Source organism: Burkholderia sp. HI2500 (assembly GCF_002223055.1).
Classification (GTDB): domain Bacteria; phylum Pseudomonadota; class Gammaproteobacteria; order Burkholderiales; family Burkholderiaceae; genus Burkholderia.
Window position 1 is genome coordinate 277,908 of sequence record NZ_NKFL01000004.1, and the last position, 15,724, is coordinate 293,631.

The window sequence follows — 15,724 nt, forward strand, 5'->3', positions numbered from 1 at the left end:
TTGATTGCCATGGTGGCGATGGGGCTCACGGCTGGCGAAAGACCGTGGACTTTACGAGAAAGTCACGACGCCCGATGGACGCATGAAGCGGCGTCCACGCGTCGGCTAATGCGCTGGCGGAAGCGCCAGCACGTACCTCTCCACGTAGCGGGCTTGTGGCGCAGTGGTTCGAGTGGTTCGGCGTGCGTTGTGATGGCGGGATGCCCGGCACACGCCCGGTTATCGCAACGAAGAGGTGCCGCGATGCCGAGCAGGGCCGCCGGCACGAATGCGACGCTCGGATGAATTCAGTTTTTGGCGGTCGACATATGTCGTTTTTTTTACAGCGACATACATTTCGCATTTGTATTGCAATGCGGTATCCTCCACACCTCCTGCGGTCATCGCCGCCCCATTCAGCCACTGAGTCTGGCTCGAAATTTTGCGTTCGTTACATTTGCCTTTCTTGGGTGTTGCGGACATATTCGTGCTTCTTCGGGCTTCCATTCAATAACCTAGATGCCGCGCTCGTTTCTCGTGCTACAAGGCACTGCTTCGCTTTTTTTCTATCGACTCGCGCGCGCGCTCCGAGACAGGGGGTTTGCCGTCTATCGAGTAAATTTCTGCGGTGGCGACTTGCTATATGGTGGGGTAGGGGCCGTTTTGAATTATAGCGACGGGGTTGAGAATTTACCGCAATGGTATGACGATACTGTGCGGCGAGAAGGAATCACCGACGTCATCATGTTCGGCGACTGCCGCGACATCCATCGCGAGATGCTGGCCGTCTCGACCGCGCACGGCCTGCGTGTCCATGTGTTCGAGGAAGGCTACGTTCGACCGCACTGGATCACGTTGGAGAGTCACGGTGTTAACGGGCGCTCGTTGCTGCCGCGCGACCCCGCATGGTATCTGCAGCAACGCGGCGTAACGCCCCCCGCCAAGCAGTGGGAGGCCACGGGCTACAACCTGTACGAGCGTGCCTTCCACGACATTACGTATCGTTTTGCGAACACGGTATGCTGGCCCCGGTTTCCGAAGTATCGCAGCCACCGACCGAAAAACGGCTTCTTCGAATACTCAGGGCTGGCCGTTCGGATGCTTCTGCAGCGCAAACATCGACGCGAAGCAGAGATCGTTACGCGCGAGTTGCTCGACAGCGGACGGACTTACTACCTGTTTCCGCTGCAATTGAATTCAGACGCGCAAATCGTCGTGCATTCGTCTTTCGATGGAATTCGAGCAGCGATCAGCCATGTTGTGGAGTCTTTCGCGCGATACGCGCCGCAAGATGCGTTGTTGGTGATCAAAAATCACCCACTGGATACCGGGCTGATCGAGTATCGGAATTTTTCGCTTAAAATTGCGCGTGCCGCAGGCATGGAGAATCGGCTTCGTTTCATCGATGCCGGGCATCTTCCGACATTGCTTGAACATGCGCGCGGGGTCGTGGTGATCAACAGCACGGTCGGCTTGTCCGCGCTGCATCACAAGCGGCCGCTGGTTGCACTTGGCTCGGCTATCTACAATTTCAGCGGCCTGACCTGGCAGGGTGATCTCGATGATTTTTGGCTTGAAGGCGTGCCGCCAGATATGGATCTCTATCACGCGTTCCTCGACTACGTGATGCATCACACCCAGATCAACGGCGATTTCTACACCCGAACCGGTATTGCGATGGCCATTGCCGGCGCGGTCGCCCGGCTAGAGCGTGCGGATGGCTAAGGCGTCGGTTCGGCACGTCGTTGTCACCGGCGCGAGCGCGGGTATCGGTCGCGCTCTTGCGCTCGCATACGCGCAGCCTGGTGCCGTACTCGGCATCGTTGGCCGGAACGAGGCGCTGCTCGAATCGACTGCCGCGGCTTGCAGGGCGCGCGGTGCGACCGTGATCGTCGGTATCGTCGACGTCCGGGAGTCCGGCCCGATTCGCGCCTGGCTGCATCGCTTCGACGATCAGTATCCGATCGACCTGCTCATCGCCAACGCCGGCGTCGCGAGTACGCTGTCCTCCGCATCTGACTGGGAAGATCTCGACCGTATTGCCAGTGTCGTCGACACGAATTTCTACGGTGCGATGCACACCGTCCTCCCGATTGTCGAACGCATGCGCATCCGCAAGCATGGCCGCATCGCCGCAGTCAGCTCTCTGGCAGCCCTTCGCGGCATGGCTATCTCGCCCGCATACTGCGCGAGCAAATCGGCGATCAAGGCCTACGCCGATTCCGTCCGCCCGCTTCTGAAGCGCGATGGTGTCGGTGTCTCGGTTATTCTTCCCGGCTTCGTCAAAACGTCGATGAGCGACGTGTTTCCGGGTGACAAGCCTTTCATGTGGACTGCTGATCAGGCTGCCGCATATATTCGCAGAAAGCTCGATATCGGACGTGCGGAAATCGCGTTCCCCAGCCTGCTTGCATTCGGCATGCGCATCCTGGCCGTGCTGCCCATCACGCTGGCCGATGCGATCCTCGACAAGCTTTCGTATCTGCCCGGCAAGGAAGACGTAAATTGACGGGCGCGATCTGGCTCGCGTTCGCCGTTGCGGCCGGCGCGTCGTTTCTGCCGGACCGGATCGCAGTTCCGCGCGCGTCATTGCGGCGTCGCGCCGATGCGCTGCTTTTGCATGTGCTTTCGGTCGTGTTCCTTGCGTCGCTGATATTGCTCGTCACTGCGCGTCCAATCTTCTCGTCGTCCGTCGCGGTTGCGCTGGTCGGGCTCGTTGCGGTCGTGAGCAACGCAAAATATGAATCCCTGCGCGAACCGTTCGTTTTTACCGACCTCAGCCTCTTCAGCCAGTTGTTCTCGCATCCGCGGCTCTATCTGCCGTTCCTGAGCGCCGGCAAGATAGTTGCGATCGGCGTAGGGATCGTGTTGGTCGTCGCCGGCTATCTCGCCGAGGCGCCCGTCGCGCCGCGTCCGGTGCTCGCGCTGGCGGTCGTGGTTGCGTTCACATTCTTACTGGCGCGATACATTGCAGCTCGCCTGCCATTGGTGCTCGACGCAGAGGAAGATCAGCGCCGTCACGGTTTTTTCGCAGTATTCATTGCATACTTGCTGAACGGCATGCGGCCCGCGACGTTCGAAGCGTTCCGGCGCGTGGTCGAAGCGGGACCGTTCGCGACCGGCACGCCGGCGCTGCGCCCTGACGTCATCGTGATCCAGAGTGAATCGCTGTTCGATGTACGACGTATTTCACCAGCGATCACCCCCACCGTGCTTTCTCATTTCGATCGGGCAAGGAACGAGGCTGTCTGTTACGGCGAGCTTTCGGTGCCGGCGTGGGGCGCAAACACAATGCGCACCGAATTCGCGATGCTGACCGGCCTGGCGTATGAGCAGCTGGGCTACGCGCGCTTTTATCCCTATGCTTTTGTGCGTCGCGCGTGCGCATCGATTGCACGGTGGTTCGGACAGGCTGGTTACAACACGGTTGCGATTCATCCGTACTACGCTGATTTCTTCGGGCGTAACCGCGTATTCCCGTTACTCGGATTCGACAAGTTTCTCGATATAGAACACTTCGCCGATGCGCCGCGAGCGGGCCCGTATATCTCCGACGCCGCTGTGCTGGACGCCGTGCTTGCCGAGCTGGAAGCCGCACGCGACAAGCCGCAATTCGTGTTCGCGATGACGATGGAAAATCACGGCCCGCTGCACCTGGAGCAGGTTTTGCCTGGGGAATCGTCTTCAAGGCATACTCTGGGCGAGGGCACTTCCTGGCGCGACCTGACTGCATACCTTCGCCATATTGAAAACGCCGACGCTATGATCGGGCGTTTGCTCGATCATTTGCGCGCCAGCGATCGTGAAACAGTCGTTTGCTTTTACGGCGACCATGTTCCCGCGTTACCTCACGTATTCGAAAAGCTGGGCGTTTCTCCACAAACCAGCGACTACTTCATTTGGCGAAATTACGGCACAGATGTTCCCGAATGCCGGAATTTGGCGGCCGAAGAGCTTGGGGCGGCGCTGCTGCATGTGGTACAAGATGACGGAAATCGCGCGGAACAGCCGCACGCATCCGAGAAAGCGACATAAAAGATGAACAGTAAGATTGCAATAATTGGGGTGGCTTGTCGGTTTCCCGGGAGCGCTAACAATCTCGGCGACTTCTGGCAACTGCTGCGCGACGAACGCGACGCAGTCACCGAAATCCCCGCCGACCGCTTCGGCACCGATTTCTACCAGCACCCGTCCAAGCGCGAGCCGGGCAAGAGCTACACGTTCGCCGCCGGCGTCGTCGACAACATCGCCGGCTTCGATGCCGCGTTCTTCGGCATTTCCCCGCGCGAAGCGGCCCAGATGGATCCCCAGCAGCGCCTGCTGCTCGAACTCGCATGGGAAGCGTTCGAGGACGCGGGCGTGCGCCCGGCCGACATGCGCGGCAGCAACTGCGGCGTCTTCGTCGGCGCCGCCAGCATGGATTACGGCAACCGCAACATGGACGATCTCAACGTGATCGATCCATATTCGGCGACCGGCAACACCCTGAGCATCGCGTCGAACCGCGTGTCCTACCTGTTCGACCTGCGCGGCCCGAGCATGTCCGTCGACACGGCCTGCTCGTCGTCGCTCGTCGCGCTCCACCAGGCCGTCAAGGCGCTGCAGTCCGGCGAAGCCGACGTGGCGCTCGCGGGCGGCGTCAACCTGCTGCTGCACCCGTTCGGCTTCGTCAGCTTCTCCAAGGCGTCGATGCTGTCGCCGCGCGGCCGTTGCCGCACGTTCGATGCAACCGGCGACGGCTATGTCCGCTCGGAAGGCGGCGCGTTCGTGCTGCTCAAGCCGCTCGATCGCGCGCTCGCCGACGGCGACACGATTCACGCGGTGATCGCCGGCTCCGGCGTGAATTCGGTCGGCCACTCGCCGGGCGGCATCAGCGTGCCGGGCGCGGCCGCGCAGGCGTCGCTGCTGCGCAGCGTGTACGCGCGCGCGGGCATCGATCCGCAGTCGCTGGCGTATCTCGAAGCGCACGGCACCGGCACGGCGGTCGGCGATCCGATCGAAGCGCGTGCGCTGATCGACGTCGTGTCGGGCGAGCGCCCGGCGGACCGTCCGCTGCTCATCGGTTCGGTCAAGACCAACATCGGCCATCTCGAGACCGCATCCGGCATGGCCGGGCTGCTGAAGGCCGTGCTGTGCCTGAAGCATCGCGCGGTACCGCGCTCGCTGCATTTCGTCACGCCCAATCCTGGGATCGATTTCGACGGCGGGCGTCTGCGCGTCGTCGATCGCTACATGCCGCTCGACGCGGGCGACGCGCCGCTGACGGTCGGCGTCAACTCGTTCGGCTTCGGCGGAACGAACGCACACGTCGTGCTGACGGAGGCGCCGGCTGCAAACGAGGCGTCGGCGGCCGCGCGTGAGCCCGAGCCGACACAAGCGAAACTGTCTCCGCTCGTCCTGACCGCGCGCAGCGCGAATGCGCTCGGCGCGCTTGCGGCCCGCTATCTGACGATGCTCGACAACGGCGGCGACTGGCAGGCACTGGCCGCCGCGGCCGCACGTCGTCGCCAGTGGCTGGAACATCGAGCAATCGTTGCGCCGGCCGACGTGGCCGAAGGCCGCGTGGCGCTTGCGGCACTGGCCCAGCCGGCAGCGGAAGGCCTGCCGGCCTGCGTGGCAACCGGCCAGGCCCCGGCCGACGCGGTCCGCACCGCGCTCGTCCTCTCGGGCAACGGCTGCCAGTGGGTCGGGATGGGCAACGAACTCTATGCGGAGAACGCCGTGTTCCGCGCGGCGCTCGACGACGTCGACGCGCTGTGGTGCGCCGATGGCAGCCCGTCGCTCGTCGACGTGATGCGCGGCGGCCCGGGCGCGGAATGGCTGGCCGGCGCGGGCGCCGAATGGCTCGCCGCGACGGAGAACGCGCAGCCGCTGCTGTTCGCGATCCAGGTCGGCATGATTCGCGTGATCGACGCGCGCGGGATGCGTTACGACGCGGCGATCGGCCATAGCGTCGGCGAGATTGCCGCGGCGTGGGTGACGGGCGCGCTGTCGCTCGCCGACGCGGTTCGCGTGATCAAGATCCGCAGCCGCGCGCAGGCGATGACGCGCGGCAGCGGCCGGATGGCGGCGGTCGGCATCGGCGACGCGGCGGCGCGCGAACTGATCGCGCGCCACGGGCTGGCGCGGCGCGTCGAGATCGCGGGCATCAACAGCCCCGACGCGGTGACGCTCGCGGGCGAGCTGCAGGGCCTGCAGGCATTGGAGGCCGCGTTGCGCGGCAGCGGCAAGTTCTTCCAGATGCTGGATCTCGACTACGCGTTCCACAGCAGCCACATGGACCGCATCGAGCCGGTCGTGCTGGCCGAGCTGGCGAGCCTGCGGCCGCAGCCGGGCAACGGCACGTTCGTGTCGACCGTGACCGGTGGCGCGCTGGCCGGCACCGAGCTCGATGCTCGTTACTGGTGGCGCAACATTCGCGAGCCGGTGCGCTTCGGCGACGGCATCGCGCATCTGATCGAGCAGGGCGTCCGGCTGTTCATCGAGGTCTCGCCGCATTCGATCCTGCGCACGTACGTGAAGCAGGCATTCGCGGCCGCCGGCGCGACCGGCGTGGCGCTGCCGACGCTCAAGCGCGATCACGGCAGCGCGGCGACGCTGCGGCAAGCGATTCTCGCGGCGATCGCGCACGGTGCGAGCGTCGATCCCGACCGCTTCGCGCCGGGCGAAGCGCGTGCTGCATTGCCGTCCTATCCGTGGCAGCGCGACCATTTCTGGCTGACGCCGACCGTCGAAGGCTACGGCCTCGTCAATCGTCGCCGCGAGCATCCGCTGCTCGGCTATCGCCTGCACGAGCACGCATTCGCGTGGGAAAACCAGCTCGATCCGGCGAAGCTGCCGATGCTGGCCGATCACGTCGTCGACGGCGGCGTGGCGTTCCCGGGGGCCGGGTACGTGGAGATGGCGCTCGCCGCGGCACGCACCTTCTTTGATACGCCGGATGCGGCGCTCGAAAACGTCGAGATCCGCACGCCGGTGGTATTCCAGCCGCAGCAGGCGAAGCTGTTCCGGCTCGTGATCGAGCCGCGTACCGCGACCTTCACGATCGAGACGCGCGACCGGATGTCCGATGGTGCATGGACGCTGAACGTGACGGGGCGGATGCTGGAAAGCGGCAACACGCTCGGCGATGCGAGCGTCGTGCCGTCCGACGCGCTCGATCGTCTGCTCGCGTTGCCCGCGGCCGACGGCGACACGCTGTATGCAAACACGGCGGCCATCGGCCTCAGCTACGGGCCGGCATTCCGCTGGGTCCGCACCGTGCGGGTCGCTGCGGATGACGGCGCGGCGCTGGCCGACGTTGCGGTGCCGGCAGCATGCGGCGACGCGCGGGCATTGTCTGCCTATCTGCTGCATCCGGCGCTGATGGACAGCGGGTTTCATCCGCTGTTCGCACTGCTTGCCGCGCACGCGCGCGAAGGCGAGCATCCGGCTTACGTGCCGGTGCAGATCGGCCGGGTCGACTATCTGCGCGGCGACACGGTCGAGCGGGTACTGGTGCGGATCGACCGCCACAGCCCGCATTCGATCGTCGCGCATTTCGAATTCCTCGACGCGCGCGGCGCGATCGTCGCGCGGCTCGGCGCATGCCGGTTCCGGCGTGTCGACCTCGTCGGCCGCCGTCAGAACCTGCCCGCGCGCTTCGTCTACCGCCTTGAAGAAGTGCCGCTGCCGGGTGACGTCAATGCAGCCGGTTTGCCGGCCCCCGACGCGTTGCTCGCGCTTGCTGCCGCACGGCTCGATGCAGCCGGGCACGACGGCCGCCGGACGCAGCATCTGACCGAAATCCTGCCGCTGCTCGACGTGCTGGCGAGCCTCTACGCGCTCCGCGCGTTCGATGCGCTCGGCGCGTTCGGCGGGGCATGGCAGCCGGCGGCCGGGCGTGAGGCATTGGCCGCACGTCTTGCCGATATGCTGGTCGAAGACGGTCTCGCTCATCGCGATGGCGCGCTGCTCGTGCGCGACGACGCGGCGTGCGCGGCGTTGCCGCCGCTCGACGAGCTGTGGCGCGGGCTGCTGGCCGAATCGCCGGGTCACGTGGCCGAGCTGACGCTGCTCGCGCATTGCGGCGCGGCGTTGCCGGACGTGCTGAATGGCGCGAAGGACGGCGCCCGCCTGCTGTCGCCGACCGGCCACAGCCTGGTCGAACAACTCCTTGCCGCATCGCCGACGTGGCAGCACGTGCACGCGTTGCTGACCGCAAGCGTCGAGCAGGCAGTCGGCGCATGGCAACCGGCACGCCGGTTGCGTGTGCTCGAGCTGGGCGCGACGGACGGTGACGTGCTGCAGACGCTCGGCATGCATCTCGCGGCCGCGCGCTGCGATCACACAATTGCGGCGACTGCCGGTCAACTCGCCGGGTTCGACGCCGATGCGGAAGCGGCGGTGCGCACGGTTGCGTTGCAGTCGGGCGAGCGGTTGTCGCTGGCGGCCGACGAAGCCGGCCCCTACGACCTGATCGTCGCGAACCGCGCGTTGAGCGGCCGGCACGATGTGGCCGACGCGCTGAATGCAATGCGGTCATGGCTGGCGCCGGGCGGATTGCTGCTGCTGGCCGAGTCGCGTCGCGGCCGTTTCTCCGACATCGTATTCGGCGCGCAGGCTTCGTCGACGGAAGCCGATGCGCCCGTGCCGCTGGCGCCGGCGGATCTCGATGCGGCACTCGAACGCGCGGGCTTCGTCGACGTCGTGCGGCACGTCGAGCAATCGCTCGATCTGGACGGCACGCCGACGTTCGTCATCGCGCGCAACCCCGCGAGCGCCGTTGTCGCGCAACGCGGCGAGGAACCGAGCGATCTCGATACGCTTGCACGCAGCGAGCAATGGCTCGTCGTGCACGCACCGGATGCCGCCGGCAGTTTCGGCGGGCGGCTAGCCGATGCACTGGCGCGCGCGGGCTATCCGGCCGATATCGTCGACGTCACGCACGCGGCCGATGCGATCGCGTCGTTGCCGGCCGGGCGGCCGGCGCATGTCGTGTTCTGCGCGCCGGAAACGCCGCTCGCCGAATCGGCGACGGGCGATGGCCTGATGGCCGCGCAGCGTAACGGCGTGATCGCTCTTGCGGAACTCGTTCGCACGCTCGGTGCGCAGCCGAACGCGGCCACGCGGCTGACCGTCGTCACGCGTGGCGGCGCGCCGTTCGCCGGGACCGCGAATGCGCATCCGGAACAGGCCACGCTGTGGGGTCTCGGTCGCGTGCTGGCGAACGAGCATCCCGAACTCGCGTGCCGCCTGATCGACGTCGATCGAGCGGCGGACCGGATCCCTGACGCGCTGATTCGCGAGCTGACCGGCGCGGCGGTCGAGGAAGAAGTCGTCCTGGGTGCACACGGGCGGCAGGTGCCGCGTATGTTGACGGCCGCGCAGGCCGCGGCCCGCAACGATGGCGCGATCGCGCGTGCGGCCGTGCTCGCGTTCGACGCGCCGGGTTCGTTGCGCAATCTCGAATGGTTCGCGTTGCCGGAAAGCCCGCTGGGCGATGACGAGGTGGAGATCGAGCCCGTTGCCACCGGCCTCAATTTCCGCGACGTGATGTATGCGATGGGGCTCTTGTCCGATGAAGCAGTCGAGACCGGCTTCGCGGGCGCGACGATCGGGATGGAACTGTCCGGCCGCGTCGTGCGGGTGGGCAACGCCGTGACGGCATTCGCGCCGGGCGATGCGATGCTCGGCTTCGCGCCGGCTTCGTTCGCGACGCGCGTCAGGACGCGCGCGCAAGCGATCGCACTGAAACCCGAACGGCTGTCGTTCGAGGAAGCGGCGACCGTGCCGACCACGTTCTTCACCGCGTACTACGCACTCGTCGAACTCGCGCGTCTGCGCCGCGGCGAGCGCATGCTCGTGCACGGCGGCGCGGGTGGAGTCGGGATCGCCGCGATCCAGCTCGCGCGCCACTTCGGCGCGGAAGTGTTCGCGACGGCCGGCAGCGACGAGAAGCGCGAGTTCGTGCGTCTGCTCGGCGCGGACCACGTGCTCGATTCGCGCAGCCTCGCGTTCGCGGACGAGATTCGCGCGCTGACGGGCGGCCAGGGCATCGACATCGTGCTGAATTCGCTCGCCGGTGAAGCAATGGTGCGCAGCATCGATACGCTGCGGCCGTTCGGTCGTTTCCTCGAGCTCGGCAAGCGCGATTTCTACGAAAACAGCCATATCGGGCTGCGGCCGTTCCGCAACAACATCAGCTATTTCGGCATCGACGCCGACCAGCTGATGGGGGCGCTCCCGGAGCTGACCGCGCGCCTGTTCGGCGAAGTGATGGCGCTGTTCGAGGCAGGCGTGCTGCATCCGCTGCCGTATCGCGCGTTTCCGGCCGAACGGGCGGAAGATGCGTTCCGCTACATGCAGCAGGCGCGCCAGATCGGCAAGGTGCTCGTGACCTATCCGTCCGGCACGCCGGCCCCGACGCGCGGCGTCACGCGCGCGGGTTCGCTCGCGCTCGATCCGCTTGGCACGTACCTGGTGGTTGGCGGCACGGGCGGGCTAGGTTTCGCGAGCGCGCGCTGGATGGTCGAGCGCGGCGCACGCCGGCTGACGCTGGCGAGCCGTTCCGGCGAGCTCGCTGCGGCCGCACGCGAGGAAGTCGAGCGCTGGCGCACGACGCTCGGCGTCACGGTCGATGCCGTGTCGTGCGATGTGACCGACGCCGCGGCGGTCGACGCGATGATCGATGCGATCGTCCGGCGCGGCAGTCCGCTCAAGGGCGTGCTGCATTCCGCGATGTCGATCGATGACGGCCTCGTGCGCAATCTCGACGATGCGCGCATGGCCGCGGTGCTCGCACCGAAGGTGGCCGGCGCGTGGAACCTGCATCGCGCGACGCGCGCGTTGTCGCTCGACCTGTTCGTGGTCTATTCGTCGGCGACGACCTATCTCGGCAATCCGGGGCAGTCGAACTACGTCGCGGCCAACACCTTCCTCGAGGCGCTCGTCGAACATCGTCGCGCGGCGGGATTGCCGGGCACGTTCATGGCCTGGGGGCCGCTCGAGGACGTCGGCTTCCTCGCGCGCCACGCGGATACGCGCGAGGCGCTGCAGTCGCGGATCGGCGGCGCGTCGATCACGTCCGACGAGGCGATGGTCGCGCTTGAACGCACGCTGGTCGCGGGCGCGGCCGGCGAGGCCGTGGTCCGGCTCGACTGGCACGCGGTAGCGCGCGGGATGCCGGCCGCGAAGGCGCGCCGGTATTCGCTGCTGCAATCGCACGCGAGCGGCGGCGATGCGCGCGATGGCGGCACGCAGTTGCGGGAAGAAGTGCTGGCGTTGCCGCGCGACGAAGCGATCGCGCTGGTGGCGCGGACGCTGCAGGCGCAGATCGCGCGGATTTTGCACATGACGCCGGACCGCATCGCGCTCGACAAGTCAGTGCTCGACATGGGCATGGATTCGCTGATGGGGATGGAACTCGGCCTCGCGGTCGAGGAAGCGTTCGAGGTCAAGCTGTCGGTGATGGCGATTGCCGAAGGCGCGTCGGTGACGACGCTGGCCGGACGTATCGTCGATTCGATCGGCGCGTCGACCGATGCGGATGCCGGTTCCGCGACGGATGCCGCGCAGGAGGCCGTCGCGGCGCTCGCGGCGAAGCATGCGATCGACGGCGAAGCGCGCGCGATGCTCGATGCGCGGCAGGCGCCCGTGGCGGGCCAGGCGTCGCCGACGCTGGAGGTCGCGCGATGAGCGCGCCGTCCGGGTGGGCGACGCGTCAGGGCACGCTGGCACGGCCGCTGGCGATCGACGGTCACGGGCTGCACACGGGGCGCCGGGTGGGTGTGCGGATCCTGCCCGGGCGTCCGGAAGAGGGCGTGACGGGCATCGCGTTCCGTCGCGTCGCGCAGGGGCGCACGCTCGCGACGCTGCCGGTCGATCCCGCGCTGCGCCGCGCGCAGCCGCTGTGCACGATGCTGCGCAACGCCGACGGCGTCGGCGTTCGCACGATCGAGCATCTGCTCGCGTCGCTGCTTGCATGCGAGATCGATCACGCGATCGTCGAGATCGATGCGGAAGAAGTGCCGATTCTCGATGGCAGCGCCGCGCCGTGGGTGGACGCCATCCGCGCGTGCGGCCGTGTCGCGCTCGATGCGCCGAAACGCTTCATCCGCGTGCTGCGGCCCGTCGTCGTCACGGATGGCGACGGTGACCAGCGGCGCGAAATGCGGATCGAACCGGCGCCGCGTTACGAACTGAGCGTGCGCAACGACCTGCGCGGCTTCGGCGACATGCACTGGGACGGGGCGCTGACACCGGCCGCGTTCGCGACCGAAATTGCGCCGTCGCGCTCGTATGGCCGCGTGAAGTGGGCCGTGCCCGCGATCGTCGCCGGTTATTTGCGCGGCGTGCCGATCCTGCGCGGCGCGCGGCCGTCGTGCACGGCGTCCATCGTCGGCAATCGCGTGCTGGGCGGGATGCGGCTGCCGGAGGAGTTCGTCCGGCATCGCGTGCTCGACCTGGTCGGCGATCTCGCGCTGGCCGGCGCGCCGCTGCTGGCGCGCGTGAGCGCATTGCGACCGAGCCACGAGATGAATTTCCGGCTGGTCGATGCGCTGCTGGCCCAACCCGACGCATGGCAGTGGGCCGAGTTTCCCGACGCGTGACACCACGCTTTTTCATGATGCGCGGCGTAACATAGCGCCTTTTCGAGATATAGCGAAGGAAGCAATGGCACTGGGAGAGCATCTTCGCCAGCAACTGGCTGCGAAAGCGCTGAAGCGACAACTGGAGCGCGCAACGGATGCGGCTGCGGCACCGGGCGTGCCGGGCACGCTGGCCGCGCAGACCGCATCGGCGCGCAGCCGCTTCGAATCGATGCCGCAGTATCAGCAGGTCCGGATCATGCGCGAGATGGGCGAGAAGCTGCGCGTCGACTCGCCGTTTTTCCGCGTGCATGAAGGCGTGGCCGGTGCGACGACGCAGATCGGCGGCCGCGAGTACCTGAACTTCGCGAACTACAACTACCTCGGCCTGGCCGGCGATCCGGCCGTGTCGTCGCGCGCGAAAGCCGCGATCGACCGTTACGGCACGTCGGCCTCCGCGAGCCGGATGGTCGCGGGCGAGCGTCCGGTGCAGCGCGATCTCGAGCGCGCGCTGGCCGCGTTCTACGAGACCGACGACTGTGTCGCGTTCGTAAGCGGCCATGCAACGAACGTGACCGTGATCGGTGCGCTGTTCGGTCCCGGCGATCTGGTCGTCCACGATTCGCTCGCGCACAACAGCATCGTGCAGGGCGCGCAGCTGAGCGGCGCGAAGCGGCTGAGCTTCGCGCACAACGACTGGCAGGCGCTCGACGAACTGCTGTCGCGCGTGCGCCGCGAATACCGGCACGTGCTGATCGCGATCGAAGGGCTGTACAGCATGGACGGCGATTTTCCCGACCTGCAGCGTTTCGTCGACGTGAAGACGCGCCACGGTGCATTCCTGCTGGTCGACGAGGCGCATTCGCTCGGTGTGCTCGGCGCGACCGGCAAGGGCATCCGCGAGCACTGCGGTGTCGCGCCCGACCAGGTCGACATGTGGATGGGCACGATGAGCAAGACGCTGGCCGGCTGCGGCGGTTTCATCGCCGGCTGCCAGCCGCTGGTCGACATGCTGCGGCACCTGGCGCCGGGCTTCCTGTACAGCGTCGGGCTCGCGCCGACGCTCGCCGAAGCGTCGCTGGCCGCGCTCGAGCGCCTGCAGGCCGAGCCGGAGCGCGTCGCGCAACTGCAGGCGCGCGGACGGCAGTTCCTGACCGAGGCGCGCGCCGCCGGGCTGAACACGGGCACGAGCGCCGGGTTCGCGGTCGTGCCGGTGATCACGGGGAGCTCGCTGAAGGCCGCGCAATGGGCCAATGCGATGTTCGACGAAGGGATCAACGTGCAGCCGATCTTCTATCCGGCCGTCGAGGAAAAGGCCGCGCGCCTGCGCTTCTTCATCTGCTCGACGCATGAGCCGGAGCAGATCAGCCGGACGGTCGCCGTGTTGTCGCGTCTCGCGGGGCGCAGCGCGTGACGCTGGCCGGTGCGTTCGCGCACGCGGTGCCGCGCGCCGGTGAGCGCGTGCGGTTTCGCGCGGCGGATGCGGATGATGCGGCTGCGTGCGGGCCGCTCGTGTTTGCGTCCGGCGTGGCCGAATTCGGGTTCTTTCTCGGCGAAAGCGATGCACGCGGCGTTGCGTTTTTGCAGCAGGCGTTTCGGTCGCGTTACGGGCGCTTCTCGTGGCGCCGGCATCGCGTCGCAGTCGCCGACGACGGCACCGTGCTCGCCGTGATGGCGATCCACGACGGACAGCAGACGATGTTCGACGATTTGCATGTCGTGTGGGCACTCTCGCGCTTTTTCGGCGTGCGCCGCACCATCGGCCAGTTGCTGCGCGGGCTGATCCTCGAAACGGAAATTCCGGCGCCGAAGCGTTCGCAGATCCTCGTCGCGCATTGCGCGACCGAGGAGCGTCAGCGCGGCACGGGGATCTTCAGCGCACTGTTTCGCGATGCGCTGGACACCGGCGCATTGCCCGCCAACGGCAGCCGCGAGGTCGTGCTCGACGTGCTGACGCGCAACGTGCGGGCCCGCGCGTTATATGAACGGCTCGGGTTCACCGCGCTGCCGCGGCCGCGTGCACGGTCGCGTCGGCTGCCCGCCGAACTCGATTCGATCCGGATGCGGTTGTCGCGCGATGCATGACGAGTACCCGGCCGTGCTGGCTACTTGCGCTGCGGTTCGAAGGCCGTTGCTGGACATGCGAGCAGTGCACGGCGAATGCTGGACCTTCCGGCACATCTACTCATGCGCCCCGGGGGGAATGAAAATCAGTCGGTTGCAGTGGCCTTAGCCGTTCAGCGGGAGCTTTCTGATGATTGCGGCCACGCACTCCAGGGGACCTGTCTCGGCTGTCCTGACGTGTACGTCGGGGGACAATGGCTTCTCGTAGCTCGACTCTATCCCCGTGAACTGCCGAATCGCTCCCTGCCTTGCCAATACATACAGGCCCTTCGGATCACGAGCCTCTGCCACTTCCAATGACACGTCGACGAAGACCTCGATAAACGTGCCCGCAGTAAAGCGTTCACGGGCTTTAGCGCGCGCCTCGTGAAATGGCGAGATCAGTGCAGCAATGACGATGAGTCCGGCGTCCATCATCAGCCGAGCGACTTCGGCTGTGCGTCGGATATTTTCGTGTCGATCAGCATCGCTGAATCCGAGATCTTGGTTCAGCCCTTCGCGCAGGACGTCGCCGTCGAGCAAATACGTACGAAGACCACGGGCGTCAAGTTGTTCCTTCAACAGATTCGCCAGCGTGGATTTGCCTGCGCCGGAGACGCCAGTCAACCACACCACGAAGGCTTGATTCTGTTGCACACGAGGAAGTATGGATTGACTGCCAGATGATATAGCGGGCAGGTCATTATTATAATCTTGAATCATCTCGGATTTAATGTGCCGAACATCGTGGAGTATTTTTTATAACTTTATATGCATGTCGGGAAATTGTAACTTACTTTTTAGAATTTGTAACCAAATTCCTGCGAGGCGTCGGGTTACGAAATTTTTCATGGGCGGAGTCGCAACTATCAATCGGAAATTTTTGCTCTGTCGCAGTCGCGGGCGGGCATCCGGGACGCTATGTATTAATGGAGGGCGGGGCATGGCCGTGCCCGAGTGCCGGCCAGCTGGGGCGACGAAGCGGGAGTCGTTATTCAGGGTTAGATGAAAATATCGGCGCCACGAGAGCGCCGACTGAACTCGAAGGCAGTGCCGCCAGCGGAGCGGGCGAA

The 15,724-nt window shown here is 66.1% G+C and carries 9 protein-coding genes; 7 read left to right on the plus strand and 2 right to left on the minus strand.

Annotated elements, in window-relative coordinates; genetic code table 11:
• Positions 1-219 precede the first annotated feature (219 nt).
• Positions 220-462, minus strand: a complete 243-nt coding sequence (locus tag CFB45_RS38160) for a hypothetical protein (protein WP_144025159.1) — start codon at positions 460-462, stop codon at positions 220-222.
• 36 nt (positions 463-498) lie between these two features.
• Between CFB45_RS38160 and CFB45_RS03780 the strand changes: the two genes are divergently transcribed.
• From CFB45_RS03780 to CFB45_RS03810, 7 genes are all read left to right on the plus strand, one after another.
• The gene (locus CFB45_RS03780; protein WP_089424584.1) at positions 499-1,704 is read left to right on the plus strand and encodes a capsule biosynthesis protein; all 1,206 of its coding nucleotides are present in this window, start codon (positions 499-501) and stop codon (positions 1,702-1,704) included.
• Positions 1,697-2,488: an SDR family NAD(P)-dependent oxidoreductase gene (locus CFB45_RS03785; protein ID WP_089424585.1), complete on the plus strand. Its 792-nt coding sequence runs from the start codon at positions 1,697-1,699 to the stop codon at positions 2,486-2,488. The genes CFB45_RS03780 and CFB45_RS03785 overlap by 8 nt, the downstream gene beginning before the upstream one ends.
• On the plus strand, positions 2,485-4,014 hold the full coding sequence (locus tag CFB45_RS03790; RefSeq protein WP_089424586.1) for an LTA synthase family protein: 1,530 nt from the start codon (positions 2,485-2,487) through the stop codon (positions 4,012-4,014). Before CFB45_RS03785 ends, CFB45_RS03790 begins: the two co-directional genes overlap by 4 nt.
• A gap of 3 nt (positions 4,015-4,017) precedes the next feature.
• Positions 4,018-11,655 (plus strand): type I polyketide synthase, encoded by a 7,638-nt coding sequence (locus CFB45_RS03795; protein ID WP_089424587.1) that lies wholly within the window; start codon positions 4,018-4,020, stop codon positions 11,653-11,655.
• Positions 11,652-12,569 carry a UDP-3-O-acyl N-acetylglycosamine deacetylase gene (locus CFB45_RS03800; protein ID WP_089424588.1) on the plus strand — a complete coding sequence of 306 codons (918 nt, stop codon included), beginning with the start codon at positions 11,652-11,654 and terminating at the stop codon, positions 12,567-12,569. Before CFB45_RS03795 ends, CFB45_RS03800 begins: the two co-directional genes overlap by 4 nt.
• A 64-nt stretch (positions 12,570-12,633) precedes the next feature.
• Positions 12,634-13,962, plus strand: coding sequence for an aminotransferase class I/II-fold pyridoxal phosphate-dependent enzyme (locus CFB45_RS03805; RefSeq protein ID WP_039361294.1), 1,329 nt, complete (start codon positions 12,634-12,636; stop codon positions 13,960-13,962).
• Entirely contained in the window at positions 13,959-14,633 is a 675-nt protein-coding gene (locus CFB45_RS03810; RefSeq protein ID WP_089424589.1) for a GNAT family N-acetyltransferase, read from the plus strand. The genes CFB45_RS03805 and CFB45_RS03810 overlap by 4 nt, the downstream gene beginning before the upstream one ends.
• A 144-nt stretch (positions 14,634-14,777) precedes the next feature.
• Here CFB45_RS03810 and cysC read toward each other — a convergent pair whose 3' ends face one another.
• Positions 14,778-15,374, minus strand: a complete 597-nt coding sequence (cysC, locus tag CFB45_RS03815; RefSeq protein ID WP_089424590.1) for an adenylyl-sulfate kinase — start codon at positions 15,372-15,374, stop codon at positions 14,778-14,780.
• Positions 15,375-15,724: the final 350 nt, after the last annotated feature.

Coding starts and splice junctions, on each gene's coding strand:
- CFB45_RS03805 (WP_039361294.1), top strand. CDS start 12,634: ATGGCACTGGGAGAGCATCTTCGCCAGCAACTGGCTGCGAAAGCGCTG.
- CFB45_RS03785 (WP_089424585.1), top strand. CDS start 1,697: ATGGCTAAGGCGTCGGTTCGGCACGTCGTTGTCACCGGCGCGAGCGCG.
- CFB45_RS03780 (WP_089424584.1), top strand. CDS start 499: ATGCCGCGCTCGTTTCTCGTGCTACAAGGCACTGCTTCGCTTTTTTTC.
- CFB45_RS03795 (WP_089424587.1), top strand. CDS start 4,018: ATGAACAGTAAGATTGCAATAATTGGGGTGGCTTGTCGGTTTCCCGGG.
- CFB45_RS03800 (WP_089424588.1), top strand. CDS start 11,652: ATGAGCGCGCCGTCCGGGTGGGCGACGCGTCAGGGCACGCTGGCACGG.
- CFB45_RS38160 (WP_144025159.1), bottom strand. CDS start 462: ATGTCCGCAACACCCAAGAAAGGCAAATGTAACGAACGCAAAATTTCG.
- cysC (WP_089424590.1), bottom strand. CDS start 15,374: ATGATTCAAGATTATAATAATGACCTGCCCGCTATATCATCTGGCAGT.